Here is a 26,885-nt window from a genome sequence, read left to right as displayed (position 1 = left end):
GCTTCGCCGGGAGAAGGTCCGGGGTTACCGTATGGACGCGTTAAGAATCCGTATGGACTCGACACCGGGTGGACCCCCCGCGCGACCGGTCCCGCACGCTGTCCAAGGCGCGAACGAGGCGATGACGGCGCGTCCATGACCTTCCGCGGCGCGGCGGAGCGGCCGGTGCGAGGCACCCTGGCGGCGGGCCGCCGCAGGGTGCGCCGCATAGGCTGACCTCAGTCGATTCCCCTCGACCCGCACGTGACGCGATGGCCGGATGCCGCCATACGACAACAGGAGCAGATGACGGATGGCCACGGCAGAGCACACCGGCACGACCACGGACGCGCACCCGGGCCGGGTCCGCGGGTGGCTGCTGGAGGGCCTGGCCGACATGGCCAAGCACCAGCAGGGCGGCAGCGAGCAGCAGGAGACGGTGCACCGCGGGCAGCGCTGGTACCGCGTGATGTGCCTGACCGGCGTCGACTACTTCTCCACCCTCGGGTACCAGCCGGGTATCGCGGCGCTCGCCGCGGGCCTGCTGTCGCCCATCGCGACGATCGTGCTGGTGATCGTGACGCTGGCGGGCGCGCTGCCGGTGTACCGCAGGGTGGCGGAGGAGAGCCACCAGGGCGCGGGCTCCATCTCGATGCTGGAGCGGCTGCTGTCGTTCTGGAAGGGCAAGCTGTTCGTGCTGGCCCTGCTGGGCTTCGCGGCGACGGACTTCCTCATCACGATCACGCTGTCGGCGGCGGACGCCTCCACGCACCTGGTGGAGAACCCGCACTTCTCCAGCAGCCTGCACAGCCATCAGATGCTGGTGACGCTGGTGCTGGTCGCGCTGCTCGGCGCGGTCTTCCTCAAGGGCTTCCTGGAGGCGATCGGCGTCGCGGTGGTGCTGGTCGGCATCTACCTGGTGCTGAACGTGGTCGTGGTGGTCGACGGGCTGTACCACGTGCTGACGGCCCCGCACCTGGTCACGGACTGGACGAGCGGGCTGACCGCGGAGCGCGGCAACGTCGCCGTGATGATCGGCGTGTCCCTGCTGATCTTCCCCAAACTCGCGCTGGGCATGTCCGGGTTCGAGACGGGCGTGGCGGTCATGCCGCACGTCCGGGGTGACGACGACGACACCGAGGACCATCCCACGGGCCGGATCCGGGACACCAAGAAGCTGCTCACCACGGCGGCCCTGATCATGAGCTGCTTCCTGATCGCGACCAGCTTCATCACCACGGTCCTGATCCCGAAGCAGGACTTCCAGCCCGGCGGCCCGGCCAACGGCCGCGCCCTGGCGTTCCTGGCCCACGAGTACCTGGGGTCGGGCTTCGGCACGGTCTACGACTTCTCGACGATCGCGATCCTGTGGTTCGCCGGCGCCTCGGCGATGGCCGGTCTGCTCAACCTGATGCCGCGCTACCTGCCGCGCTACGGGATGGCGCCGCACTGGGCGCGGGCGGTGCGCCCGATGGTGCTGGTCTTCACGCTCGTGGCGTTCCTGGTCACCTGGATCTTCGACGCGAACGTCGACAAGCAGGGCGGTGCCTACGCCACCGGCGTGCTGGTGCTGATGAGCTCGGCCGCGGTGGCCGTGACCATCTCGGCGCGCCGCAGCCAGGACAGGCGGTGGACGGTCATCTTCGCGGTGATCGCGGCCGTGTTCCTCTACACGACCGTGGTGAACGTCCTGGAGCGGCCCGACGGTGTGAAGATCGGCGCCTGCTTCATCGCGGGCATCGTGCTGATCTCGCTGCTGTCCCGGCTGGCGCGGGCGTTCGAGCTGCGCGTGACCGGCGTGGAGATGGACGACATGGCGGCCCGTTTCGTCCGCGACATCGCCAGCCGCCGCATCCGGTTCATCGCGAACGAGCCCGACAACCGGGACGCGGCGGAGTACCGGGACAAGGTCCACCAGATCCGCTACGACAACGACCTGACGCCCGAGGACGACGTGGTCTTCGTGGAGGTCACCGTCCGCGACGCGTCGGACTTCGAGTCCGCGGTCACCGTCCGCGGCGAGGTGATGCACAACCGCTACCGGGTGCTGACGCTGGAGGGCACCTCGGTGCCCAACGCGCTGGCGGCGATGCTGCTGCACGTCCGGGACAGCACCGGCTGCATCCCGCACATCTACTTCGAGTGGACCGAGGGCAGCCCGTTCGCCAACTTCCTGCGGTTCTTCCTGTTCGGCCACGGCGAGGTCGCGCCGGTCACCCGCGAGGTGCTGCGCGAGGCCGAGTCCGATCCCAAGCGCCGCCCGCGCGTCCACGTCGGCTGAGCGGGGCGGGCCGGCCGCCCGCGGGCCGTCAGGGCGCGGTGAACAGCGTGGGGAAGCGGGGCGCGAGCCAGGGCCGGCGGCCCCACGCCAGGATCCGGCCGCGGGCCATGGCGGCGGTGGGCGTGCAGCGGCCGAGGGCGATCAGGAGGAACGTCACCGGCTCGCAGAGGATCGTGCAGTCGGGGCGGCGCGACGGCTGGTCGCTGACCTGCGCGATGCCGTCGGTGAAGGTCACCGCGAACCGCCCGCCGCCGCGTACCCGCAGCAGGTAGCAGCCGCCGTGCCCGGCGGCGGCCGCGGGGTTCACCACGCGCGGCATGCCCCAGCGCAGGAACGGCACGGTCAGCCCGACGGTGCGGGCGTCGATCATGTGCCGGCGTCCCAGGGCGACGGCCATGTCGTAGCCGTGGCCGAGCATGTGGGTGAGCAGGTAGCTGCCGAGCATGGCCATGTCCATCCGGCCGAGCGGGCTGACGACCTCCTCGGTGGCGGAGCGCCAGACGGCCGCCTCGGTGAAGGCCAGCGCGTGGCGGACCACGGCGTCGGCGAGCACCGCCGGGTCCCGTTCGGGGTACGCGGCGAGGGACTCCTCGTTGGCCGCGGCCAGGCTGCCGGGGGTGCCGTCGCCGTACGGCAGGTGGCGGCCCGCCGCCAGACCCGCCATCAGCTCGTTCGCCAGCGCCAGGTGCGCGGCGGCCTCGGCGACCGTCCAGGTCGCGCCGGGTATGGGCACCGAGCCGTCGTCGCAGGAACGCAGCAGGTCGGCGATGCCGCTCGCGGCCGCGCCGATGGCGTCGGACAGCGGCGGCCCGACGGCGGGGGCGGGGGGCGGGGCGACGGTCATGAGGGAGAAGCCTGTCCCAGACCCGTACGTCTGTCCAGGCCCCGGGCTCGTCGCCGCGCGGGCCGAGAGCACCCGGTCGGCCCGCGCGTCCACCGTCGAACAAAGCCGAATAACTGGTCAAATGACGCATACAAGGCCCTCTCCCCTGCCCTTGGAGGCCCGCATGCTCCGGAGAGTCGGCGGCGTACTGATCGCCCTGACCGCCCTGCTGACCGGTATCACCGGGACGTCCGCCACCGCCGCCCCCGGCGAGCGGCTGCCCCACCCCGACCGCGACTGGATGGGATCGTCGATCCGCACCCACGAGGGCCGGGCCGCCGTCCGGCAGGTGACCCCGCGACTGAGGCGCGTGACGCAGACGCCGGGCTTCGACGTGAGCAACTGGCAGGGCACGATCAACTGGCCCGCCGCCTACGCCAAGGGTGCGAAGTTCGCGTACATCAAGGCCACCGAGGGCACGACGTACAAGGACCCGTACTTCAACGCGAACTACACCAACTCCTACTACGCCGGCTTCATCCGCGGCGCGTACCACTTCGCCACGCCGAACACCTCCGGCGGCACCGCCCAGGCGGACTACTTCGTCTCGCACGGCGGCGGCTGGTCCAAGGACGGCCAGACGCTGCCGCCGCTGCTGGACATCGAGTACCCGGACGGCGCCGCCTGCTACGGCCTGAGCCAGAGCGCGATGCGCGGCTGGATCAAGGCGTTCATCGACCGCGTGCACACCAGGACGGGCCGCTGGGCGACGATCTACACCAGCACCAACTGGTGGACGACGTGCACCGGCAACACCACGGCGTTCGCCTCGCACGACCCGCTGTTCGTCGCCCGCTACGCCTCGTCCGCCGGCACCCTGCCGGCCGGCTGGCCGTTCTACACCTTCTGGCAGCACGCCGACTCCGGCACCTTCCCCGGTGACCAGGACTACTTCAACGGCCCCATGAGCGGCCTGCGCAACCTCGCCAACAACACCTGACGTCCCGAAGGGCGGCGGGGCGGTGGACCGCCCCGCCGCCCTTCGGCATGTCCGGCGCCGCGTCCGGCGCCGCGTCCGGCGCCGTCGCCGCGATATACGGACGCCGGTACGGGCTCAGCGGGACGCCGGGGGCGGCGCGGGGCCCGGGCGCGCCCACCTCGTGCCGTTCTGGGCGGATGTGACCGCGTGTCGAATCTTTGCTTTAGGTAAAGGCCGTACCGCGGCGAACAGTTGGCTATTCCACCCGAAACACGAGCGGGGCACACTAACGCCCAGCGCTCGCATGGGCGTTCGCCACACCCGCACAGCTGACACACCACCCCCACGCTCACGTATCCCACCGACCTTCACGTTGGAGTCGTCATTACCGACATACGCAACCCCCGTGTTCGGCGGGCCCGCGTAGCCGTGGTCGCAGGAGCCTCTCTGGCCCTGGTGTCCGGCTCGCTGCTGCTCGCCGTCCCGTCGCAGGCCTCCGGGCCGGCGCCGGCCGCCCGGACCATCGCCGGCAGCCACCCGTCGTGGGCCACCGCGGCCGCCGACGCCGGCGCCGTTCCGGCCTCGACCGCGGTGACCGGCACGGTCTACCTGGCCGGCCGGGACGCAGCGGGGCAGACCGCCTACGCGACCGCGGTCTCGAACCCGTCCAGCGCCAGCTACGGCAAGTACCTCAGCGCGGCCGAGTACAAGGCCAAGTTCGGCGCCACCGCCGGGCAGATCGCCGCCGTGCAGAAGTGGGCCGAGGACGCCGGGCTCACCGTGCTCAGCACCACCGACCACGCCCTGACGGTCCGCGGTACCAGCGCCGCGGTCAGCAAGGCGTTCGGCACCACCATCCACCAGTACAAGGTGGGCGGCTCGGTGCGGCGCGCGCCCTCCCGGAACGTCGTCGTCCCCGCCAAGGTGTCCTCCGCGGTCCTCGGCGTCACCGGCTTCACCACCGGTGCCACCACCGCCGCCAAGCCGGACTCGCACCGCGCCGACGCGGGCTCGGACAAGGGCGCCAAGCCCGCCGCGGGCCTGCCGACGGACCCCACGTGCTCCGACTACTGGGGCCAGAAGACCGCCACGGGCGCGCCGGCCGGCTACACCAACAAGGCCGTCCCGTTCGACCAGTGCTCGTTCTACCCGTCGCAGCTGCGCAAGGCCTACGGCATCTCCGACTCCGGTCTGACGGGCAAGGGCGCCAAGGTCGCGATCATCGACGCGTACGGCAGCTCCACCATGGAGGCGGACGCCAACCAGTACGCCGTGAACCACGGTGACAAGGCGTTCAAGTCCGGCCAGTACTCCGAGGTCGTGGACTCCTCCAAGTGGGAGTACCAGGACCTGTGCGGCGGACCCGAGGGCTGGGCGCCCGAGGAGGCGCTGGACGTCGAGATGGTGCACGGCCTCGCGCCGGACGCCGGCGTCGTCTACGTCGGTGCGAACTCCTGCACCGACGACGACCTGCTGGGCGCGATCACCACCGTGGTCGACCACCACCTCGCGGACGTGATCTCGAACTCGTGGGGCGAGGTCATGCACACCACCGACAACGCGGACGTGACCGCGTCGGAGATCGCCGCCTACGAGCAGGTCTTCAAGCAGGCCGCGATCGAGGGCATCGGCGTCAGCTTCTCCGCGGGCGACTGCGGTGACAGCAGCCCGGCCGCCGCGGCCACCGGCGTCAACTGCCAGGCCGACACCGCCCGCGCCCAGGCCAACTGGCCGGACTCCGACCCGTGGGCGACCTCGGTCGGCGGCACCGCGCTCGGCGTGTCGAGCAAGAGCGGCGCGTACGGCTTCGAGACGGACATGGGCACGCTGCGCTCCAACCTGTCCGCCGACGGCAAGAGCTGGGAGCCGGCCGTGCCGGCCCCGTTCTACTTCGGCGGTGGCGGCGGCACCAGCGAGGACTTCCCGCAGCCGTACTACCAGGCCGGCAAGGTCCCGACGATGGTGTCGCACACGCTGATGACGGGCGCCACCAGCCCGACCGCGCAGCGCGTGACGCCCGACATCTCGATGAACGGCGACCTGTACACCTCGGTGCTCGTCGGCATGAGCGACGGCGCCCCGTACAGCGAGGGCGGCTACGGCGGCACCAGCGTCTCCTGCCCGGAGTTCGCCGCCGTCCAGGCCGACATCATCCAGGCCCGTCACGGCCGCGGTCTCGGCTTCGCGAACCCGAGCATCTACGACCACTCGAAGACGCTGCGTGACGTGGTCGACCAGCAGGCCAGGAAGACCACCACGCCGCTGAGCAGCGTCGTGGACTTCGGTGTCGTCAGCGGTGCGCTGAAGGTCCGCCTGGTCGCGTTCGGCCAGGACACCTCGCTCAACGCGATCCGCGGCTACGACAGCGCCACGGGCCTCGGCTCGCCGACCGAGTCCTTCCTGAACTCGTTCCGGTAAGCAGCCCCGCGGCCTGAGGGCCGCACCGCCAGGACCCGGTGGGGACCGCTCCCCCGCCGGGTCCTCGCATGTCCGGAGCCGGTCACTCCGACCGCCACTCCTGGTCGTCGGACAGCCGGCGCTCGCCGGCCAGGTCCCGGCCGCCGAACGGCTCCTGCCCGTCCAGCAGCTCCGCACCCGCCATGTCCCAGTCCACCGCGGCCAGTTCGGCTCCGGCGGGGACGAGGTCGTAGGTGTGCGCGAGCCACTGCTCCAGGGGCGGCACGGGCAGGTCGAAGAGCGCCGCCATGTCCCCCGCCGACAGCCGCAGCCGGGCGGTCGCCCGCTCCTGCGGGTGCGACGGCCACATCTGGACGTCGCCGAGGCCGCTCACCGCGTGCAGGCCCTGCGCGAGCAGGTCCCGGCCGATGCGCCACAGCACCCGCGGGCCGCCGTGGACGATGAACTCGACGGACACCGTCAGGGGATCGGCCGGATCGAACCGGAACTCCGCCCTGATGGGCTGCCGGGCGTCGACGTCGAGCACGCGCTCGACGCCGAGGACGAGCTCGCAGGCGCGTGGTGCCGCCCGGAGGGCCTGGACTCGGGGGTGATCGCCGCTCATGACCGATGGTTCCTTCTCTGCTGCGGACGCTGGCCCGACTCACTCTGGCCTCCGCCGGGCCCGCGCACATAAGCAAAGTGACCGTCGTCCATGACGGGTTCCGGCGCGGACCGCGGTCGCGTTGGGCCCGCCCGGCGCTGCGGGCGGCCGACATTAAGTCATTCGACTGTCGCCCCTGGCCCGCGCCCCGGACGATCCTGGAACCGTCGCCCGAGCGTCGGAGCCGGGTGGTCGTCTTGCTCGGAGGGCCCAGCCGTGAACCGTACTCCCGTCGTCTTCATCCATGGCGCGTGGCTGCACGCGCTCTCATGGGAGTCGTGGGCGGAGCGCTTCGCCAGCCGGGGGTTCCTGGCGTTCACGCCGGGCTGGCCCGGGGAGCCGGGCACCGCCGGAGAGGTGCGCGCCTCCCCGGAGTCCCTCGCGGACCTCGGCCTGGACGCGCTGACCGACCACTACGCCGACATCGTGCGCTCCTTCGACATCGCACCGGTCATCATCGGGCACTCGGTGGGCGGGCTGATCGCGCAGCACCTGATCGGTGCCAACGTCGGACGGGCCGCGGTGGCCATCGCCCCCGCGCCCGTCAACGCCGTCCCGCTGCCCCCGTCCCCGGCGCGCCTGTGGACCCCGGCCGCGGACGGCCCCGCCGACCCGCTGGTGACGCTGACACCCGAGGTGTTCCGGGAGCTGTTCGCCAGCACCGTGGCGGCGGAGGAGGCGGACCGGCTCTTCGAGCGCTACGTGACGCCCGCGCCGCGCCGCCTGCTCACCGACCTCGGGTGCGCCGGGGCGGTACGCAGCCCGCGGGCCGCCGCCGACGTCGCCAACGCGCGGCGCGGACCGCTGCTGCTGATCTCCGGGCAGGAGGACCGGCTCGTGCCGGACGCGGTCACGCGCGCGGTGTACAAGGAGTACGGCGACTCCACCGCCGTCACCACCCTCAAGCAGTTCGCCGACCGGGCGCACTCGCTGGTCGTCGACAGCGGGTGGCGGCTCGTCGCCGACCATGTCCTGGGCTGGCTCACCGAACGCGGCATCCGCCCCCTGCCGGAGGGCTGACATCCGGCCGGCCGAGGGGGCCGGGCGTCACGGGGGTCAGGCGCCGCCCGGGCCGGGCGTCACCGGGGTCAGGAGTCGCCGGGGATCTTGCCGAGCGCGTCGCGCAGGGCGGCGCGGGAGGTGATGCCCAGCTTCGGGAAGACCCGGTAGAGGTGGGAGCTGACGGTCCTCGGCGACAGGTGCATCCGCTCGCCGATCTCCTTGTTGGTCAGGCCCGCCGCGGCCAGGTCGGCGATGCGGCGCTCCTGCCAGGTGAGCGCCGCGAGATGGGCCGCGGGGGCGAGCGCGGACGTGCCGGCCACCCGCAGTTCGGCCCTGGCGCGCTCGGTCCACGTCACGGCGCCGATCCGCTCGAAGGTCTCGGCGGCCAGCGTCAGGGTGTGCCGCGCCGCCTTCCGCCCCTGGGTGTGCCGCAGCCGGATGCCGTGGGCGAGGCGGACGCGGGCGAGTTCGAAGGGGAAGTCGGCGCCCGCCGGGTGGGTCTCGGCGCGCTGGTACATCTCGTCGGCCTCGGTGCCGTCGGTGGCGGTCATGGCGAGCGCGCCGTAGGTGATCAGCGCGAGGCGCGGGGAGATCGCGGGCAGACCGGCGTCCCGCGCGGCGACGGCGTGCCCGCGGGCCTGCTCGGTGCGGCCGGTGTGCACGGCCGCCTCGACGAGGTCGAGCAGCGTGCGGGACGCCTGGTGCGCGCAGGGCTGGAAGGAGCCGGGCGCGGTGATGCCGATGGCGTGCAGGTAGGCGGACTCGTAGTCGCCCTCGCTGAGCGCGGCGGTCGTGCCGATGGCGTCGGCGATCTGGGTGAGGAAGCCGACGCCCCGGGGGCGGGCCCAGGCGTCGACGACGGCCTGGAGCTCACGGGCCCGGTCCACCTGGCCGCGCAGCCCGGCCAGTTGGCCGAGGTACGCCCGGGTGTGGTGCGCGAACAGCGGGTGGCGGTGCGCCTCGGTCAGCTCCAGGGCGCGCTGCCCGGTCCGCTCGGCCTCGTCCCAGTCGCCGGCGGCCATCCGGTCGAGCATGATCAGGTGCAGCATGGTCACACCGATCGTCATGGCGCCGGTGTCCAACTCGCGGTCCACGATGCGCCGCAGGTGCGCCCCGTACCGGCCGAGCGTGTCCAGGTGGTAGGCGGCCACGGACAGGCGGGTGACGTCCCACGGTTCGACGTCGCGCAGTTCGGTGAAGGCGCGGTCCACGCGCTCGGCCGCCCCGGCGCCGCGGCGCACCACGTCACTCCACGCGTCCTGGTAGATGCGGGAGTTCGCGGGGACCAGGTGGCCCAGCGAGCCGAGGAGCGCGTGGGTCTGCTCCCAGGCCGCCGCGTCGCCCGCGTACTGGTCGATCGCCAGCAGCAGGTTGACGAGCCGGACGAGCACCTCGCCCGGTTCGCGGGCCCCGCCGTCCCGCAGTCTCTCGACGGCCGTGACGACCTGGCGCTGCGCCGAGCGCACGTCGCCGTCCTCGTAGAGCGCGACGTAGGCCGCCGTGACGACGGAGGCCGGGGACTCGTCCGGTCCCGAGGCGGTGTCGGAGCTGACCAGCTGCTGGGCCTGGTCCAGCAGTCCGGCGTGCCCGGCGATGAAGGCCGCGTCGCCGAGGCGCCGGGACCGCTCGTCGCGGTCCTCGCTCAGCTCGGCGGCGCGGGTCAGCCACGCGACGGCGGCCAGCGCACCGCCGCGCCGGGTCGCGGAGTCCGCGGCGGCCTCCAGCGCGGCCGCGACCTGCTCGTCGGGGTCGACCGTCGAGGCCCCGAGATGGGTCGCCCGGCGCTCGACGTCCTCGCGGTGGACCAGGGCGAGCGCGGCGTGGGCCGCACGCCGTTCGTTGGGGGTCGCCAGCTGCACCACGGTGGAGCGCACCAGCGGGTGGCGGAAGAGGAAGTCGCCGCCGAGCGGGTCGACGTCGAGCAGGCCGCAGGCGGCGGCCTCGTCGACGTCGGCCATGCGGTAGCGGGCGCCGTGCGCGCGGCCGCCGGCCGTGCCGGCCCCGACGCCGTCCAGCGCGCCGCGCAGCAGCTCGGCGCGTTCGGCGGCGCCGAGCGCCTCGATCCGCGCGCCGTACACCTGGTGGAGGCGCTGCGGCAGCGGGATGCCGCTGTAGCCGAACAGCTCCTTGCGGTTGCGTCCGGCCAGGCCACCGCGCAGGTAGGGCGGAAGTTCCAGCAGGGCCAGGGGGTTTCCCTGGGCCTCGTCGAGGACCAGGCGGCGCAGCTGCGGGTCGAGGCCGGGGTGGCGCTGGTCCAGGAGCTGTTCCGAGGCGGCCTCGGAGAGCGTGGTGACCGGCAGTTCGGGCAGCGCCGCCGTGTCGAAGCCCGAGACGACCTCGGAGCGCAGGCCCACGACGAGCTTCACCGCACTGCCGGTGAGGCGGCGGCCCACGAAGCCGAACACCTCGGTGCTGGCGGTGTCGAACCACTGCCCGTCGTCGAGCACGAGCAGCAGGGGTGCCTCGGCCGCGGCCGAGGCGAGGAGGTCGAGGACGGCGATGCCGAGCGTCATGACGGAGGGAGGTGTGCCGTCGCCGCGGCCGAAGACCACGTCGAAGACCCGGCGGCGGCCCTCGTCCAGCCGGTCGATGTGCGGCATCACCGGGTACAGGAACTGGTGCAGCCCGGCGAACGGCAGGTCCGACTCGGCCTCGACGCCGGCCGCTCTGATCACCGCGTTCTTGTCGGCCGCGGCGAGGTCGGCGGTGTGGGCCAGCAGCGCGCTTTTGCCCACCCCGGTGTCGCCGCGCAGGACGAGGGTCCGGCCGCCGGGTGCCGCGACGAACTCCGCGAGCACGCCCTGCTCGCGCTCGCGACCGACCATCGTGCCCACGACCGACTCCACCATCCCTGCCCCCTTCACACGTGGACCAGTTCTGGCGTGCCCACCGCTCTCACCTCTCCGAACGAACACTAGATCGCCCGGGTGCCCGGAGTCACGCGGGATCGGTGAATTGCCCTGGTTACCCGCGTTTCCTGACACACCTGCCCCTGTTGTCCCGGCACTCCCGCGCGAGCAACGTGTGCCCCGCCGACGGCGGGAGCGGCCGGAGAGGTGTGCGCACGAAGGCTCCCTGCATCACCACCTTGACGGGTGACGAACAGGACTGCCATGATGACGTCACCAGCTCAACCGGTGACATGCAGAAGTGGCCGGTCGGAGGTGGTCCAGGTCCTTCCGTTCAGATGGGGAGCTCAGTCATGGCAGTCAGCTACACCGCCGTCGTCGACGTCGACGGAGAGGGCAGGAACGGCGGTCACGTCCAGTCGTCCGACGGCCTGCTGGAGACCGGCCTCGCGATCCCCAAGGAGTTCGGCGGCGCCGGGAGTGCGACCAACCCCGAGCAGCTGTTCGCCGCCGGCTGGGCCGCCTGCTTCCTCGGCGCGCTCCGCCGGGCCGCCGCCACCCGCAAGGTCCGGCTGACCAGCACCAGGATCACCGCCGAGATCACCCTGACCCACGGCGACGACGGCGAGTTCTCACTGTCCGCGGTGCTCAGCCCGGAGATCGGCGGCGTGGACCAGGCCACCGCCGAGGAACTCGCGCACGCCGCCCACCAGATCTGCCCGTACTCCAAGGCCACCCGCGGCAACATCCCGGTCACCCTCCACGCGACCGCCGCCTGACCCGCCGCTGAGAGGGCCGCCATGACACGCACCCGCGCACGGATCGCCGATCGGCGCCGCCCGGCCACCGGCCGGGCCCCGGCCCCCGTCGCCGGGCGGCCGCCCCGGGACGCGGCGGGTCCGCGGGACCGCGCGTGGCCCACCGCCGAGCAGGTCTGGAACTGGGCCGAGGGCGCCGTGCTGTTCGGGCACGGCCCCGGCCCGGCCCCCTTCCTCTGAACCGACCCCGACCCGCCTGACCAGAGAGAGCGAGAGCACAGCCATGGACATGAAGCTCGAAGTCGTCATCCTCCCGGTCGCGGACGCCGTCCGCGCCAAGGGCTTCTACGTGGAGCGGCTCGGCTGGCGCCTGGACGCCGACTTCCCGATCAACGACGGCTACCGGATCGTGCAGGTGACCCCGCCCGGGTCCGAGGCGTCCGTCATCTTCGGCGAGGGCCTGACCGCGCAGGCCCCGGGCACCCTGCACGGCCTGCAGCTGACGGTCACCGACATCACCAAGGCGCAGGAGGAGCTGACCTCCCGCGGGGTCGACGTCACCGGGCCCTTCCGGGACGCCACCGGCGCCTTCCGCCACGCGGGCGACGCCTACCGGATCCCCGGACCGCACCCCGAGCGGGCCAGCTACGGCACCTTCGCCGCCTTCACCGACCCGGACGGCAACGAGTGGTTCCTCCAGGAGGTCACCCAGCGCGCCCCCGGCCGCTGACCCACGCGCCCGCCGACACCCGCGGCCGGCACCGTCCACCGAAGGACACAGGACACATGACCACCGAGACCATCCGCACCTGCGACGTCGTCGTGATCGGCGCGGGACCCGTCGGCGAGAACGTCGCGGACCGCACCGCGGCCGCGGGCCTGAGCACCGTGATCGTGGAGAGCGAACTGGCCGGCGGCGAGTGCTCGTACTGGGCCTGCGACCCCAGCAAGGCACTGCTGCGCCCGGTGCTGCTGCACGCCGACGCCGCCCGCGTCCCGGGGCTCGGCCCCGCGGCCGAGGGCCCGCTGGACGTCAAGGCGGTCCTGGCGCACCGCGACCGCATGGCCTCCGGCTGGAACGACGAGGGCCAGGCCGAGTGGATCGCGTCGGCGGGCATCGAGCTGCTGCGCGGCCACGGCCGGCTCACGGGGGTCCGCGAGGTGGCGGTGACCACGCCCGGCGGCGAGGTCGTGCGCCTGCGCGCCCGCCACGCGGTCGCCGTGTGCACCGGCAGCGCCGCGGCCCTGCCCGACCTGCCGGGCCTGGCGGCCCTGCGGCCGTGGACCAGCCGGGAGGCGACCAGCGCCCAGGAGGTGCCGCTGCGCCTGGTGGTCGTCGGCGGGGGCGTGGTCGGCGTGGAGATGGCCACCGCCTGGCAGGGCCTGGGCAGCCAGGTGACGCTGCTCGCCCGCGGCGAGCGGCTGCTGCCCCGCATGGAGCCGTTCGCGAGTGATCTCGTCGCCGAGGGCCTGCGGGAGGCGGGCGTGGACGTCCGGCTGGGCACCTACGCCACCGCCGCATGGCGCACCGCCCACGGCGAGGTCCGGGCCATCACCTCCGACGGGGCCGAACTGACCGCCGACGAGATCCTGTTCGCCACCGGCCGCGTGCCGCGCTCCGCCGACGTGGGGCTGGAGACCGTGGACCTGACGCCGGGCGACTGGCTGGGCGTCGACGACAGCCTGACCGTCACGGCCGTGCCGGGCGACTGGCTGTACGCGGCCGGCGACGTCAACGGACGTGCGCTGTACACCCACCAGGGCAAGTACCAGGCCCGCATCGCCGGTTCCGTGATCGCCGCCCGGGCCCGGGGCGAGGCGCCCGACACCCGCCGGTGGTCGCCGCACCGGGCCACGGCCGACACGGTGGCGGTCCCCGGCGTCGTCTTCACCGCCCCCGAGGTCGCCTCCGTGGGGCTGACGGCCCACGAGGCGGAGCGCGCCGGACGCGACGTCCAGGTGGTGGACTACGACATGGGCCAGGTCGCGGGCGCCCTGCAGTACCGCCCCGACTACCGGGGCCGGGCCCGGATCCTGATCGACCGCGAACGCCGCACCGTCGTCGGCGCGACGTTCGCCGGACCGGGGGTCGCCGAACTGCTGCACGCGGCCACCCTCGCCATCACCGGGGAGATACCGGTCGAGCGCCTTTGGCACGCCGTACCGGCTTTCCCTACCATCAGTGAAGTGTGGCTGAGACTGCTGGAGACGGGGTGCCGTTCATGACCACAGCACGCGACCTTGCACTGGTCGCCCTGAGCTTGCCGACCGGTGACGTGGAGCGGGGCGACCTGTCGCTCGGGCTCGCCGGCGCCGAGGCGATCGACCTCCTGGAGCGCGGCGCGCTCACCCTGGACGGCGACCGCATCGTGCCGGGACTGCCCGTGACCACGGGTGACCCGCTGCTGGACGCGGCGGAAGCCGCACTCGCGCGGAAGGACCGCGAGAAGATCGCGGACTGGCTGTGGCGGCGTGGCGAGGGACTCGCCGCGGCCTACGTCCAGGACCTGGAACGGTCCGGGCAGGTCGCCGGGCCCGGGGCGGGCGCGACCGCGGAGCAGGCCCGCGCCGAGGAGCGCCGGGCGTCGGGCGAGCCGGTCCTCACCGGCCTGCTGTCCACCCTGGGTGTCTCGGACACCCCGGCCGGGGACGAGGAGAACCCGGACGAGGACACCGCGGACGAGGCGCACGTTGACGCCGCGGACGGTGACGCGAAGGGTGACGCGGACGATGACGACGACCCGGTGTCGACGCTGCTGGCCGCCGTGGGCGACGCGGTGACGGAGCTGGAGGCGCAGCGGCTGCGCCGGAACATCGAGAACGACGCCTTCGACAACGTGTGGCGCGGCTACTAGAGCGGGCACGGCCCAGGGGCCGGCACACCCGCACCGGGCGCGGTGCCGTGTGCGGTGCGGGGTGTCAGCCCTCGCCGCCCGGCACCGCCGCGTGCGTGTCGTCGAGGGTGTACATGACGGAACGCTGCTGCTTGTGACGCCGGATGCGGCCCTTGGCGACCAGTGACTCGAGGGTGTTCCGCACGACCTGGGGCGTCGGGTTGCGGTCCGGGTGCTTCACCAGCAGCTCGTCCCGCAGCTCCTGGGCCTGGCGCGGCTCGTCGTGGCCGGCGAGCAGGTCCGCCAGCAGATCGCCGAGCAACGGCCGGTGCGAGGTGTCCTTCGCGCCGGCCTTCGCCGTGCCCTTCGCCTTCGCCGTGCTCTTGGCCGTGCCCTTGGCCGATCCCCTGGACTTCGCGCCACCGCGGGCGGCCGTCCCACGTGTGGCGGTGCGGGCCCGCGCGGCGCCGGCCGGCTCGTCCGAGAGCTGCTCGGGCAGGCGGGAGGCGTCGGCGAAACCCTCGTACTGCTCCGCGAGCCGCAGGATGTCGGCGAGGAGCGCCTCCTCCTGCTTCAACACGGCGATCTTCTCCGCCAGTTCGCGCTGCCGCCGCCGGTTCTCGTCCAGGTCCGATGCGGCCTGTTCGACGTACCGCGCCTGGAGCGTGGCGGCCTGTCGGCTGGTCACAGCATTTCACTCCCTCGAAATTCGTGGTGCTGGGCATCGTACTCACACCGAGGGGTCCATGTGCATGTGCGTGCACAGACGTGCACGCACGGAACATGCGCGTGCGGACGCGTGTGCGGGTGTGCGCGGGCGGGCACGCGGCGCGGGTGTGCGGACACGTGTCGGCCCGGACGGCGTGTGCGGAGCCGTCCGGGCCGAGGGAGGAGGGGGAGCCGGAGGCTCAGTGCGCGGTCGCCGCCGGCACGGTCTTCTTCCGGGCGCGGTACGCCGCGGCCTTGATCTTGTTGCCGCAGGACTCCATGCCGCACCACTGACGGCGCATCCCGCGGGAGCGGTCGATGTACACGCGCGTGCACTCGGGGTTGCCGCACTCCTTCATCAGGGGCACGTCCGGGCCGCTGAGCAGTTCGACGGCCTGCCGGGCGACGGTCGCCAGGGCCTGCTCCGGGGTGGCCTCGGTGTGGCGGCCGGTCAGGGTGAGCTGGGGCGTGGCGGGCGGCTTGCGCGCGGCGCCGTTGACCACCGCGAGCGCCTCGCGGTCGAAGGCCTCGCCGAGCCGGCGGTTGGTGACCAGCTGGTAGAGCGCCTCGCGCACCGTGGTGGCCGCGCGGACGTCCGCCTCCTCGCCGGGGGTGATCGTGTCCACGAGTCCGGACTCCACGTACCAGGCGTTGAGGCGCTCCGGCGTCACGAACATCTCGAACCGGGTCGAGCGCCGGGCCCGCAGGGTGGCCGCGAAGTCGAGAGCCGGGTGGCCGCACACGAAGACATGGTTAAGATTCACATCACCATCTTGACAGGTGACAGGCGCCGAACGCAAGGGATCGTCACCCCTTGAGGCGGTGCTCTCCTCCCTGTGCCTCCAGCCGCAGCTCGCGGCCCTGCCAGCGGCGGCGCAGCCAGCGGTCGTGGCTGGCGAGCACGATCGCGCCGGGGCCCGGACCGAGCGCGGCCTCCAGCTCGTCGCACAGCGTCGGCGACAGGTGGTTGGTGGGCTCGTCGAGCAGCAGCAGCTGGGGAGGGCGGGCCACCAGCAGGGCGAGCGCGAGGCGCCGGCGCTGGCCGACGGACAGCCGGCCGACGGGACGGCCGAGGTCCCCGTCGTGCAGCAGGCCGAGCGAGGACAGCGGCACCTTCCCGGCCCGCTCGGGACCCAGCGCGGCCTCGTAGGTCTCCGCCGCCGTGCGGTCGGGACGTCCGAAGACGGTGTCCTGGGTGAGCAGGCCCACGGTCAGCCCCTGCCGCCTGCGCACCTCCCCCTCCGCCCCGGCCCCCAGGCGCCCGGCCAGGACGGCCAGCAGCGTCGACTTCCCGGCGCCGTTGCCGCCCGTGACCAGCAGCCGGTCCGCCGCGGGCACCTCGAGACCGTCCAGCGCGAGCCGGCCCGGCACCCGCAGGCCCCGCACGGACACCAGCGGACGCTCGCCCTCCTCCGTCCGCGCGGCGAGCCCCGCCGCCATGAACCGCAGCGGCCGCGGCGGCTCGCCGACGCGGGCGCGCTCCAGCTCGGCCAGCCGCCGGGCCGCGTCGCGCACCCGGCGGGAGATCTGCTGCTGGACCCGCCCGGCCCGGTGGCCGTAGCCCATCTTCTCGTTGTCCCGCGGCCCCCGGTCGGGCGCGACCCGGTGCGCGGTCACTCCCGCGGCGTGCCGCAGCTCCGCGAGTTCCTCCTGCTCCTCCGCGTACCGCCGCTCCCAGCGCTCGCGGGCGGCGCGCTTCTCCCCGAGGTAGGCGCTGTAGGTGCCGCCGAAGCGGACCGGGCCGCCGGCCGCCGGGTCCAGGTCGACGAGGTCGGTGCAGACCGCGTCGAGGAACGCCCGGTCGTGGCTGGCCACCACGACCGCGCCGGGCAGCGCGCGGAGCTGCTCCTCCAGGAACGCGGCGGCCGCGTCGTCGAGGTGGTTGGTCGGCTCGTCCAGCAGCAGGGCCGACGGCCGCCGCACCAGCAGCGCGGCGAGCGCCAGCCGGCTGCGCTGCCCGCCGGACAGCGAGCCGAGCGTCCGGTCGCGGCGCGTCCCGCCGAGGCCGAGGCCGTCCAGCATCAGGGCCGCGCGGCGGTCGGCGTCCCACGCCTCCCGGTGCTGGGCCTGCTCCAGCCGCAGCCCGTAGGCGTCCAGGAGGGGGCGGTGGGCGGGGTCGTCCTCGCCGGTGCGGGCGAGTTCCGCGCCGAGCCGGTCGAGTTCCGCGAGGTCGGTGCGGGCCTCGCGCAGCGCGTCGTCGAGCACGGCGGCGAGGGTCGCGGCGGCGTCGAACGGCAGCTCCTGGTGGAGGAAGCCGAGGTCGGCGGGGCGGGAGACGCTTCCGCCGTCCGGTGCGTCGACGCCGGCGAGCACCCGCAGCAGGGTGGACTTGCCGGCGCCGTTCTCACCGATCAGGCCGATCCGGCGGCCGGGGGCGGCGGTGAGCGAGACGCCGTCGAGGACGCGCCGGCCCCCGGCCGAGCGGACGAGGTCGTGGGCGAGCAGGGCGGGCTGGGTCACGGGGTGTCCGTCCGGGGGGTGCGGTGGTCGGCCCGCGGGGCGACGGGCGCCTCGGACGCGGGCCGCGGCCGGACCGCCCGTCACACCTCCGGCGCCCCGGTCTCCTGCAGCTCCCCGCCGGCCAGCCGCAGCCAGCGGTCGACACCGATCTCGGCGAGGAACCGCTCGTCGTGGCTGACCACCATGAACGCGCCCCGGTAGGAGTTGAGGGCGCTCTCCAGCTGGCCGGCGCTGACCAGGTCGAGGTTGTTGGTCGGCTCGTCGAGCAGCAGCAGGTGCGGCGCGGGCTCGGCGCACAGCACGCAGGCGAGGGTGGCGCGCAGCCGTTCGCCACCGGACAGCACACCCACCGGAAGGTGGGCCCGCGCGCCGCGGAAGAGGAAGCGGGCGAGCAGGTTCATCCGCTCGGCCTCGGGCCGTTCCGGGGCGAAGGCGGCGAAGTTCTCCGCCACCGTGCGGTCGGGGTCGAGCAGGTCCAGGCGCTGCGACAGGTACGCGATCCGGCCGTCGTTGCGCGTGATCACGCCGCTGTCCGGGGCCAGATCACCGGTGACCAGGCGCAGCAGCGTGGTCTTGCCCGCACCGTTGGGGCCGGTCAGGGCGATGCGTTCGGGGCCGCGGATCGTCAGGGCGGTGCCGCCGTCGGCGAACACCGGCCGCCCGCCGTGGTGGACCTGCAGGTCCTCGCCGAGGAAGAGGGTGCGCCCGGCCGGCACCTGGGTGTCGGGCAGGTCCAGGGTGATGCGCTGCTCCTCGCGCAGCCCGCGCCCGGCCTCGTCGAGCCGCGACTTGGCGTCGCTGACCCGGGCCGCGTGCATCTGCCCGGCACGGCCCGCCGACTCCTGCGCGCCGCGCTTCATGGTGCCGGCGAAGATGCGGGGCAGCCCGGCGTTCTTCAGGTTGCGGGCGGCGTTGCTGGCGCGGCGCTCGGCGCGCTCGCGGGCCTGCTGCATCTCCCGCTTCTCGCGCTTCAGTTCCTGCTCGGCGTTGCGGACGTTCTTCTCCGCGACCTCCTGCTCGGCCTGCACGGCCTCCTCGTAGGCGCTGAAGTTGCCGCCGTAGAAGCGCAGTTCGTCGCCGCCGAGTTCGGCGATCCGCTCCATCCGGTCGAGCAGCGCGCGGTCGTGACTGACCAGCAGCAGGCAGCCGGGGAAGTCGGCCAGCACGTCGTAGAGGGTGTGCCGGGCCTCCAGGTCGAGGTTGTTGGTCGGCTCGTCGAGGAGCAGCACGTCCGGGCGCCTGAGCAGTTGCGCGGCCAGGCCGAGGGAGACGACCTGCCCGCCGCTGAGGGTGCCCAGGCGGCGGTCGAGGGCGAGGTGGCCCAGGCCGAGACGGTCGAGCTGGGCGCGGGTGCGCTCCTCGATGTCCCAGTCGTCGCCGATGGCGGTGAAGTGCTCCTCGCTCACGTCGCCCGCCTCGACGGCGTCGATGGCGCGGATCACCGTGTCGACGCCGAGCACCTCGGCGACGGTGAGGCCGCCGGTCAGCGGCAGGGTCTGCGGGAGGTAGCCGAGCGTGCCGCCGACGGACACGGAGCCGGCGGCGGGTGCCAGCTCGCCGGCGATCAGCTTGAGCAGGGTGCTCTTGCCGGCGCCGTTCGGGGCGACCAGGCCGGTGCGCCCGGCCGCCAGGGTGAAGGACAGGTCCTGGAAGACGGGGGTGTCGTCGGGCCAGGAGAAGGAGACGTGGGAGCAGACGACGGTGACGTCGGACATGAAAGAGACCTCAGGCGGGATGCGGAGGGCAGCGGCTGCCCTGGGCAGACGGAACGACGGCGCACCCGGACGAACCGGGTGGGTCGGGGACACCGGGAAAACCGGCACGACAAGACGGCCACGTCGGCGCTGCTCAGCGCGTCCGGTGGCGGTCAGATCCGGGTCTCACCCGGAGATGTCGTCGTCACCCGCCACGTCTGCCACTCCTCGATACAGGGTCTGCGTCATCGACAGCCTAACAGCTCGCCGCACACGACCCCGGGACGGCGCGCGGCCCGGGGTTCACACGTGTGCCCCAGCGCACAACACCCCGCGTTGACAGTCCGAGCGACACCATGAAAGGCTCGTCACCACTTGAACAGGTGACGAACGCCGGTGGGGAGCGCGGTGACCATGACGGGACATCAGGAACGAGAGCCCCAGGGCCCTCCGGTGGGACGGCGGGCGCTGCTGGGCATGCTCGGCGCGGGGGCGGCCGCCTTCGCCACCGCGCCCTTCCTCCAGCAGCGCTGGGAGGACGTCCTCGGCGCCGCCTCCCAGAACGACCCGACGGGCCTGAGCGGCCTGCTGCCCAACCCGGGCGGCTTCCGCTACTACAGCGTCGTCGGCTCGGTGCCGCACAAGGACGCCACGAACTACCGGCTGCGCGTCGGCGGGCTGGTGGACCGGCCGGCGACGTACACCCTCGACCAGCTCCGCGCGCTGCCGCAGACCCGGATCGTCCACGACGTGCAGTGCACGGACGGATGGCGGGTGAAGCAGACCCCGTTCGAGGGGGTGCGGCTGGCGGACCTGCTCGACGCGGCGGGCGTGCGCTCGTCCGGCGCGGCGGTCCGCTTCACCTGCTTCGACGGCGCCTACAGCGAGAGCCTGACGCTGGAACAGGCCCGCCGCTCCGACGTGCTGATCGCGCTGCGGATGCAGGACGGGCCCATCAGCCACGCCCACGGCGGCCCGGTCCGCCTCTACGTGGCCCCCATGTACTTCTACAAGTCGGCCAAGTGGCTGTCCGGCATCTCGGTCACCGACGCGGTCGTGCCCGGCTACTGGGAGGAGCGCGGCTATGACATCGACGGCTGGCTCGACGGCGCCGACCGCCGCGGCGAAGCGGCCTGACCGGGCCGGACGGCCCGGACGGCCCCAACGGCCGGACCGGGTGCGCCGGTTCAGCCGCGCCGAGCGGATGGTCCACCGCATAACCGGCCTGCTGATGCTGGCGTGCCTGGTGTCCGCCGCGTGCCTGTACATCGGGCCGCTCGCGCTGCTGGTGGGCCGGCGGCACCTGATGGTGACGGTGCACGAGTGGTCGGGCATCACCCTGCCGCTGCCGTTCCTGCTGGGCTGCCTGTCCGCCGAGTTCCGCGCGGACCTGCGCCGGCTGAACCGCTTCGCGCCCTACGACCGGCAGTGGCTGGCGGCCGCGCGCCGGCGCCTGACGTCACCCGCGGCTCGCCCGGCCGGCAAGTTCAACGCGGGCCAGAAGCTCTACGCGGGCTGGCTGGCCGGCGCGGTGCTGGTGATGGCGGCCACCGGACTGCTGATGTGGTTCACCGGGGTCCTGCCGTCCCTGTCCCGCACCAGCGCCATCTTCGTCCACGACCTGCTGGCCTGGGCGATCGTCATCGTCCTGGTGGGCCATGTGCGCAGGGCCCTGGAGGACCCCGAGGCACGGCTGGGCATGCGCACCGGGTACGTCAGCCGCTCGTGGGCGGCGCGCATGCACTCCCGGTGGCTGGACGGCGAGTAGCCGGCCCAGTCGAATGACCCAACCCGCCCCCGTCGCACCTCCCCCAGAGGCCCGCGGCGGGGGCTTTCGGCGCTGACGCGGCCGCGACGCGGACCGTCAACTGACTGTCGTCCGCCGCCGCCCGCGCGGCCAGAGTGGAACCACGCCGAGGACCCCCGGCCCACCGGGCGGCCCGACACGACACCACGACACACCCCTACTTCCGTCACTGGCTTAACCGGTGATATGGTCAGGCCAGTCTTCGGCGCCCGGGCACGTCCCGGGGCGCACACCCGGGGCGCGTCCGCACACATGTGAAGATCACACACGGTGCGGTCACCGGCCCTGCCACTGCCCACCTCATGTGACGACACATGTGCTGCCGTCGTCAGGCGCACACCTACTTCCTGGATGGAACCATGATGAAACGGCTTCTGACCGTCCTCGCGGCCGGCGTGCCGCTGGCCGCGGCGGTGTACCTGCCCACCGCGTCGGCCGCGGCTCCGGTCCCCAACACGCCCGCGCCGTTCGCCTGTTCCGCGCTCACGGTGAAGGCCCCGGCCGGCACCTCCGTCGAGTCCGTCACGGCCGTCCGCCAGGCCGGCGGCACCGTGCAGGGGACCGGGATCCTGGGCGGCACCGCCTACGACGTCCCGGCCTACTGCGAGGTGACGGTCACGCTGACGCACCCGGGCGAGGGCGACCACGCCAAGGTGCGGACCTGGCTGCCCGTCACCGGCTGGAACGGCCGCCTGCAGGCCCTCGGCGGCAGCGCGTTCCTGGCCGGCGACAACGGCGTCGGCCTGGCCAACGCGGTGAAGAGCGGCTACGCGGCGACCACCACCGACGCCGGTGTGGGCGACGCCCTCGACACCAGCTGGGCCCTGAAGGCGGACGGGCAGGTCAACACCACCCTGCTGCAGAACTTCGCGTCGCGCTCCCAGCACGAGGCGTCCGTCATCGGCAAGGAGGTCGTCGACGGGGTCTACGGCCGGAACGCCTCCTACGCGTACTTCACCGGCTGCTCCACCGGCGGCCGCCAGGGCTACATGGAGGCCCAGCGCTACCCCGGCGACTACGACGGCATCCTGGCCGACGCGCCGGCCGTCAACTGGGACGAGTTCGAGGTCGCGACCCTGTGGCCGCAGGTGGTCATGAACAACGAGAAGGACTTCCCGACCTCCTGCGAGTTCAAGACGTTCACCGACGCCGCCGTCAAGGCGTGCGACACCCTCGACGGCGTCAAGGACGGCCTGATCAACGACCCGCAGCGGTGTGACTTCGACCCGCGCCGGCTGATCGGCACCACGGTGGAGTGCGAGGGCAAGCTGCAGACCATCACGGCGGCCGACGCGGCCGTGGTCCGCAAGATCTGGGACGGCCCGCGCACCACCTCCGGCCAGAAGCTGTGGGCCGGCGTGCCGATCGGCGCCGACCTGACCGGCCTGGCCGGCACCACGACCGACGGCCACGGCAACGTCACCGGCGGCTTCCCGTTCCAGGTGCCGCAGGCGTGGGTCGCCACGTGGCTGGAGAAGAACCCCGGCTTCGACGTCTCGACCATCACCTACAGCCAGTTCACCCAGCTGTTCAAGCAGTCCGAGGCCGAGTACGACAAGATCATCGGCACTGACGACCCCGACCTGTCGGCGTTCGCCAAGTCCGGCGGCAAGCTGCTGACCTGGCACGGTGAGGCCGACCAGTACATCCCGGCGCAGGGCACCGTCGACTACCGCAAGCAGGTCGACCAGGAGATGGGCGGCTCCAAGAAGGTCGACGACTTCTACCGCCTCTTCCTGGCCCCCGGCACCAGCCACTGCGGCCTCAACGGCCAGGACGGCTCGGCCGACGGGCTCGGCGCGCTGACCGCCTGGGTCGAGCACGGCAAGGCCCCCAAGACCCTGCCGGCCACCCTCGTCAACGACGCGGGCCAGAGCGTCGACCGCGACCTGTGCAGCTACCCCGAGGTGTCCCGCTACAAGGGCTACGGCGACCCGTCCGCGGCCTCCAGCTTCCGGTGCGTCGCACCGTCCCGGCACTGACCGGGCCGGCGGCGACTCCCTGACCTGAAAGGCCGAACCATCATGAGCACGCAGACAGCCACGCCGTCGACCCCGGCGGCCTCCTCCAGCCCGTCGGCGACCGGTGAACGCTCCTCCCTGCTGAGGCTGTACCTGGGCCGCGGCGTCCTGGCCATCGCGTGGGCCGCGGCGTTCGCGGGGGCCCACGAGCACGTCGACGCGGTCGCGGTCACGCTGCTGGTCGTCTACCCGCTGATCGACGCGGTGTCCTCACTGCTCGACTACCGGGCGACGCCGAACGGCTCCGAGCGCCGGGTCACCGCGTTCAACGGCGTGCTCAGCACGCTGGCCGCGATCGCGATCGGCATCGCGGGCGCCGGCGGTGTGGCGTCGGTGCTCCACGTGTTCGGCGCCTGGGCCGTCGTCTCCGGCGCCGCCCAGGTGGTCGTCGGGATCCGGCGGCGCGGCCCGGAACTGGGCAAGCAGTGGCCGACCCTGATCTCGGGCGGCCTGTCCTTCCTGGTCGGCATCACCTACAACATCCAGGCCGCGGGCGACAACCCGTCGCTCGACGTGCTGTCCGTCTACGCGACGGGCGGCGGCGTGTGGTTCGTCCTCCAGGCCGTCCTGCTGACCTGGAAGAACCGCCAACTGCGCACCCGCACCGCCTGATCCCCCGCCTCCCCGGGGTCCCAGCGTCCCGGTCCGTGCCCTCAGGGCACGGACCGGGACGTTTCCGTGTCCGCGCGTCCCGCCGCCCGCGCGGGCCGGGCGCTTCCGTGTCCGTGCGCGTGCACCTGTGCTGCCGCCCGCGCGGGCCGGGTGTTTCCGTGTCCGTGCGCGTGCACCTGTGCTGCCGCCCGCGCGGGCCGGGCGCTTCCGTGTCCGTGCGCGTGCACCTGTGCTGCCGCCCGCGCGGCCGGACCCACGTGCCGTGCCGCACCGGCGGCTCTGGCGCCCGCACCCGGCGGCCCGGGCCCGCGCGCGTCGGCGCACGTCGCCGTCCGGCGCGGGTACGTCGCCGCACGTCGCCGTCCGGCCCGAGTACGTCGGCACACGTCGACCTCCGGCCGGGTACGTCGGCGCGCGGGCGGAGGGCCGCCCCGGCTCACCCGCGCACGTCGATGGCCACCCGAGCCCGTCAACTCCGCTCCAGCGCCTGCCGAGTCGGCCCGACGTCCGTCAACAGCCCACCTCGACACGGCCGGAGAGCCCGGCACACGGCGTACCCGCCGGCCCGCGTCCGGCCCTCCGCGCCACCGTCCCGCCCGTCGTGCCCCGCACCCGGCCGCGGGCCCGCCTGCCGGGCCGGCAACACCGGCGTCAGCGCCGACACCAGGAACCCACACTGCGGGAGACACGTAACCCCCGCACACAGTGCGGGGGTTACCTGGGTCGGGTGGCGCGGGATCACCCCGCCCACGGTGCAGGAGCCGGACGCGCGAGTGGGGGCATGCGCGTGGCGCATGCCCCCGGGTACGGGTCCGGACGGTGTCAGTCGTTGCTGGTGAACAGGGTCAGGACGCGCAGGGCCTCGAGGTAGATCCACACCAGCGTGGCGGTGAGGCCGAACGCGGCGAGCCAGGCGTCCTGCTGGGGCGCCCCGCCGGCGACCGCGTCCTCGACCTGGCGGAAGTCGAGGGCGAGGAAGCACGCGCCGAGCACGATGCCGGCGATCCCGAAGAGGATGCCGAGGCCGCCGCTGTGGAAGCCCAGGCCGTGGCCGGCGCCGAAGGCGGAGAAGACCAGGTCCGCGGCGAGCAGCAGCACGAAGCCCGTCGCGGCGGCGGCGACGAAGCCGGCGAACCTCTGGGTGACGCGGATCCAGCGCATCCGGTAGGCGACGAGGACGCCGGCGGCCACCGCGAACGTGCCCAGCACGGCCTGCACGACCACGCCCGACGCGATGTACGTCGAGGTCGCGCTGGAGATGACGCCGAGGAAGACGCCCTCGAACGCCGCGTAGCCGAGGATCAGCGTGGGTGACGGCGTCCGCCGGAACGCCTGGACCAGGGACAGGACGAAGGCGACGACGGCGGCCGCGACCGCGAGGCCGTACGACCGGCCGATGTTCGCCTCGTCCACGGGCAGCAGCAGCCAGGACAGCACCGCCGTCAGGGCGACGGTGCCGAGTGTCGTGGCGGTGCGGACGACGACGTCGTCCAGCGTCATCGGGTGGGCCGCGGGCGGCGCCTCGGGGGCCTCCGCGAGGGCCGTGAGGCCCGGGACACCACCGTGCGCCGCGGGCGCCTGCCCGCCGCCGAACGGCCCGGCGGCCGCGGCCGCCACGGGCCGGCGGTCGTCGATGCCCGCGGGACCGGCGGCACCCCTGGCACCGGCCTGACGGTCCGCGTTCCAGCGGGAGAGTATCGGGTTGCCGGTCTTCACGTGTTCCTCCTCGTCCGCCGCACGAAGCGGCCTGCGACAAGCGTGGTCGCCGGGCGCCGGGGCGGCACACGTGTGACCGTGCGCGTCACGGGCCGGCGACACCACCCTTGTTCGTCACCACTCTGACAGGTGACGCGAGCGGAGGCAAGCCGTCAGACCTCCTGGCTGCCGAGGAGCGTGCCGAGAATGTCGTCCCAGTTCAGGCCGTCCATCTCGGCGTCGGCCGAGGTGACCCGGTAGGTGGTGTCGAGCCACCCCTTGAGCGGCGCGGTGCGCAGCTCGAAGAGCGCCTCGACGTCCTGGGACTCGAGCAGCAGCCACGAGGTGGGACGCTCGCTGTGCAGCGAGGGCCACATGCGCACGTCGGCGAAGCCGCTCATCGTGGTGAGCCCGCCGTAGAGCAGCTCGCGGCCGATGCGCCAGATCAGGCTCGGTCCGCGTTCGGACAGGAACTCGACGGTGACCACCGCGGGCATCTCCGGGTCGAACCGGAACTCCGCCTGCAGGGGCACGCGGGTGAACTCGTCGAGCAGCTGGTCGAGATCGAGCATCAGGGACGGCACCTGCTCCGGCACCGAACGCGCGGGCAACCGTGACCGGTCGTGATACATGACGGGAGTCCCCTCCGTGGGCGAAGTCTGCACCCCAGACTCTTCGCCAGTCACGGACGCCACGCATCGGTCACATGACGGCGGAGGTGTGCCCGAGCCGGCACGCCCGGCGGAGGGGAGGTGACCTAAGTCAGCCGCCGCCGGACGCTCACGACGTGCCGAGGCCGTGCAGGAACGTGTCGACGACGACGTCCGCCGCCTGCGCCGGGCTCAGTTCGGGCTGCTGCCGGGCCACCAGGTGCATGAGCTGGGGCAGGAGGGCGGCGGCCCATCCCTCCGGCCGGTCCCCCCGCAGCACCCCCTCGTCCACCGCCCGCCGCAGGAACACCTCCACCTCCCGCACACACGCGTCCCGACGCTCCCGCACCCCCTCATCAGCCAGCATCCGCGCCAGATCCACCGGCCACACCCGATTCACCCCGATGATGTTCTCCACATAACGGTGCAACGCCACCGCCACCGGCGCCTCCCCCAACCGCGCATCAGCGATCGCCCCCTCGATCGCCGACAACCGCGCCTCATACACCGCCGCCAGCAACTCCTCCCGCGACGCGAACCGCCGATACACCGTCCGACGATCCACCCCCGCCGCCGCCGCGATGCTCCCCATACTCGCCCCCGCATCCACCGCCAGCATCCGCGCACCCGTCGTCAGAACAGCTTCCAGATTCCGCGCCGCATCAGCTCTCA

23 protein-coding genes are annotated in these 26,885 nt (G+C 73.4%); 13 read left to right on the top strand and 10 right to left on the bottom strand.

Annotated elements, in window-relative coordinates; all coding sequences use genetic code 11:
- The first annotated feature begins 292 nt into the window (after positions 1–292).
- Positions 293–2,260, top strand: coding sequence for an APC family permease (locus BMW99_RS36040; RefSeq protein WP_069463449.1), 1,968 nt, complete (start codon positions 293–295; stop codon positions 2,258–2,260).
- 28 nt (positions 2,261–2,288) lie between these two features.
- Here BMW99_RS36040 and BMW99_RS36035 read toward each other — a convergent pair whose 3' ends face one another.
- Positions 2,289–3,104 (bottom strand): SCP2 sterol-binding domain-containing protein, encoded by an 816-nt coding sequence (locus BMW99_RS36035; RefSeq protein WP_075018268.1) that lies wholly within the window; start codon positions 3,102–3,104, stop codon positions 2,289–2,291.
- Positions 3,105–3,267: 163 nt separating this feature from the next.
- On the opposite strand from BMW99_RS36035, the gene BMW99_RS36030 reads away from it, so the two are divergent.
- On the top strand, positions 3,268–4,083 hold the full coding sequence (locus BMW99_RS36030; protein ID WP_079176300.1) for a lysozyme: 816 nt from the start codon (positions 3,268–3,270) through the stop codon (positions 4,081–4,083).
- Between the two features lie 408 nt (positions 4,084–4,491).
- The gene (locus BMW99_RS36025) at positions 4,492–6,480 is read left to right on the top strand and encodes a S53 family peptidase (RefSeq protein ID WP_107451730.1); all 1,989 of its coding nucleotides are present in this window, start codon (positions 4,492–4,494) and stop codon (positions 6,478–6,480) included.
- Positions 6,481–6,562: 82 nt separating this feature from the next.
- Here BMW99_RS36025 and BMW99_RS36020 read toward each other — a convergent pair whose 3' ends face one another.
- Positions 6,563–7,084 (bottom strand): SsgA family sporulation/cell division regulator, encoded by a 522-nt coding sequence (locus BMW99_RS36020; RefSeq protein WP_069466657.1) that lies wholly within the window; start codon positions 7,082–7,084, stop codon positions 6,563–6,565.
- A 255-nt stretch (positions 7,085–7,339) separates the two neighbouring features.
- On the opposite strand from BMW99_RS36020, the gene BMW99_RS36015 reads away from it, so the two are divergent.
- Positions 7,340–8,143 carry an alpha/beta hydrolase gene (locus BMW99_RS36015; RefSeq protein WP_069466658.1) on the top strand — a complete coding sequence of 268 codons (804 nt, stop codon included), beginning with the start codon at positions 7,340–7,342 and terminating at the stop codon, positions 8,141–8,143.
- A gap of 68 nt (positions 8,144–8,211) precedes the next feature.
- Here BMW99_RS36015 and BMW99_RS36010 read toward each other — a convergent pair whose 3' ends face one another.
- Entirely contained in the window at positions 8,212–10,974 is a 2,763-nt protein-coding gene (locus BMW99_RS36010; RefSeq protein WP_407640352.1) for a helix-turn-helix transcriptional regulator, read from the bottom strand.
- A 353-nt stretch (positions 10,975–11,327) separates the two neighbouring features.
- Between BMW99_RS36010 and BMW99_RS36005 the strand changes: the two genes are divergently transcribed.
- From BMW99_RS36005 to BMW99_RS35985, 5 genes are read left to right on the top strand one after another with little or no spacing between them, the layout of a single operon-like run.
- Positions 11,328–11,753 carry an organic hydroperoxide resistance protein gene (locus BMW99_RS36005; protein WP_069466659.1) on the top strand — a complete coding sequence of 142 codons (426 nt, stop codon included), beginning with the start codon at positions 11,328–11,330 and terminating at the stop codon, positions 11,751–11,753.
- Between the two features lie 21 nt (positions 11,754–11,774).
- A complete protein-coding gene (locus BMW99_RS36000; RefSeq protein WP_069466660.1) occupies positions 11,775–11,972 on the top strand; it encodes a hypothetical protein in 198 nt (65 codons plus the stop codon).
- Between the two features lie 43 nt (positions 11,973–12,015).
- Positions 12,016–12,462, top strand: a complete 447-nt coding sequence (locus BMW99_RS35995) for a VOC family protein (RefSeq protein WP_069466661.1) — start codon at positions 12,016–12,018, stop codon at positions 12,460–12,462.
- A 56-nt stretch (positions 12,463–12,518) separates the two neighbouring features.
- On the top strand, positions 12,519–13,958 hold the full coding sequence (locus BMW99_RS35990; protein ID WP_075018265.1) for a dihydrolipoyl dehydrogenase family protein: 1,440 nt from the start codon (positions 12,519–12,521) through the stop codon (positions 13,956–13,958).
- Positions 13,955–14,587, top strand: a complete 633-nt coding sequence (locus tag BMW99_RS35985) for a GPP34 family phosphoprotein (RefSeq protein ID WP_069465933.1) — start codon at positions 13,955–13,957, stop codon at positions 14,585–14,587. Before BMW99_RS35990 ends, BMW99_RS35985 begins: the two co-directional genes overlap by 4 nt.
- 64 nt (positions 14,588–14,651) lie before the next feature.
- Here the strand turns inward: BMW99_RS35985 and BMW99_RS35980 are convergent, their stop codons facing one another.
- From BMW99_RS35980 to abc-f, 4 genes are all read right to left on the bottom strand, one after another.
- Positions 14,652–15,254: a hypothetical protein gene (locus tag BMW99_RS35980; RefSeq protein WP_069465932.1), complete on the bottom strand. Its 603-nt coding sequence runs from the start codon at positions 15,252–15,254 to the stop codon at positions 14,652–14,654.
- Between the two features lie 220 nt (positions 15,255–15,474).
- Positions 15,475–16,038 (bottom strand): CGNR zinc finger domain-containing protein, encoded by a 564-nt coding sequence (locus tag BMW99_RS35975; RefSeq protein ID WP_069465931.1) that lies wholly within the window; start codon positions 16,036–16,038, stop codon positions 15,475–15,477.
- A 43-nt stretch (positions 16,039–16,081) separates the two neighbouring features.
- A complete protein-coding gene (locus BMW99_RS35970; protein ID WP_075018264.1) occupies positions 16,082–17,734 on the bottom strand; it encodes an ABC-F family ATP-binding cassette domain-containing protein in 1,653 nt (550 codons plus the stop codon).
- 80 nt (positions 17,735–17,814) lie between these two features.
- Positions 17,815–19,449: a ribosomal protection-like ABC-F family protein gene (abc-f, locus tag BMW99_RS35965; RefSeq protein WP_075018263.1), complete on the bottom strand. Its 1,635-nt coding sequence runs from the start codon at positions 19,447–19,449 to the stop codon at positions 17,815–17,817.
- A 393-nt stretch (positions 19,450–19,842) separates the two neighbouring features.
- On the opposite strand from abc-f, the gene BMW99_RS35960 reads away from it, so the two are divergent.
- From BMW99_RS35960 to BMW99_RS35945, 4 genes are all read left to right on the top strand, one after another.
- A complete protein-coding gene (locus BMW99_RS35960; RefSeq protein ID WP_176735390.1) occupies positions 19,843–20,565 on the top strand; it encodes a molybdopterin-dependent oxidoreductase in 723 nt (240 codons plus the stop codon).
- A complete protein-coding gene (locus tag BMW99_RS35955) occupies positions 20,513–21,196 on the top strand; it encodes a cytochrome b/b6 domain-containing protein (RefSeq protein ID WP_075018262.1) in 684 nt (227 codons plus the stop codon). Before BMW99_RS35960 ends, BMW99_RS35955 begins: the two co-directional genes overlap by 53 nt.
- Positions 21,197–21,594: 398 nt before the next feature.
- Positions 21,595–23,217, top strand: a complete 1,623-nt coding sequence (locus BMW99_RS35950; RefSeq protein ID WP_069462093.1) for a DUF6351 family protein — start codon at positions 21,595–21,597, stop codon at positions 23,215–23,217.
- 42 nt (positions 23,218–23,259) lie between these two features.
- Positions 23,260–23,868 (top strand): DUF308 domain-containing protein, encoded by a 609-nt coding sequence (locus BMW99_RS35945; protein WP_069462092.1) that lies wholly within the window; start codon positions 23,260–23,262, stop codon positions 23,866–23,868.
- An 822-nt stretch (positions 23,869–24,690) separates the two neighbouring features.
- On the opposite strand, the gene BMW99_RS35940 is transcribed toward BMW99_RS35945, so the two are convergent.
- The 3 genes from BMW99_RS35940 to BMW99_RS35930 all read right to left on the bottom strand — a co-directional run bounded on the left by BMW99_RS35940 (position 24,691) and on the right by BMW99_RS35930 (position 26,832).
- Positions 24,691–25,584 carry a Bax inhibitor-1/YccA family protein gene (locus tag BMW99_RS35940; RefSeq protein WP_075018261.1) on the bottom strand — a complete coding sequence of 298 codons (894 nt, stop codon included), beginning with the start codon at positions 25,582–25,584 and terminating at the stop codon, positions 24,691–24,693.
- A gap of 152 nt (positions 25,585–25,736) precedes the next feature.
- The gene (locus tag BMW99_RS35935) at positions 25,737–26,135 is read right to left on the bottom strand and encodes an SsgA family sporulation/cell division regulator (protein ID WP_245791770.1); all 399 of its coding nucleotides are present in this window, start codon (positions 26,133–26,135) and stop codon (positions 25,737–25,739) included.
- A gap of 208 nt (positions 26,136–26,343) precedes the next feature.
- Positions 26,344–26,832, bottom strand: coding sequence for a TetR/AcrR family transcriptional regulator (locus BMW99_RS35930; RefSeq protein ID WP_075018260.1), 489 nt, complete (start codon positions 26,830–26,832; stop codon positions 26,344–26,346).
- Between the last annotated feature and the right edge of the window lie 53 nt (positions 26,833–26,885).

The sequence above is a fragment of the Actinacidiphila rubida genome (assembly GCF_900110255.1).
Classification (GTDB): Bacteria; Actinomycetota; Actinomycetes; order Streptomycetales; family Streptomycetaceae; genus Actinacidiphila; species Actinacidiphila rubida.
Note: the sequence above shows the minus strand (reverse complement) of the source record. Positions and strands in the feature narration are given on the sequence as shown.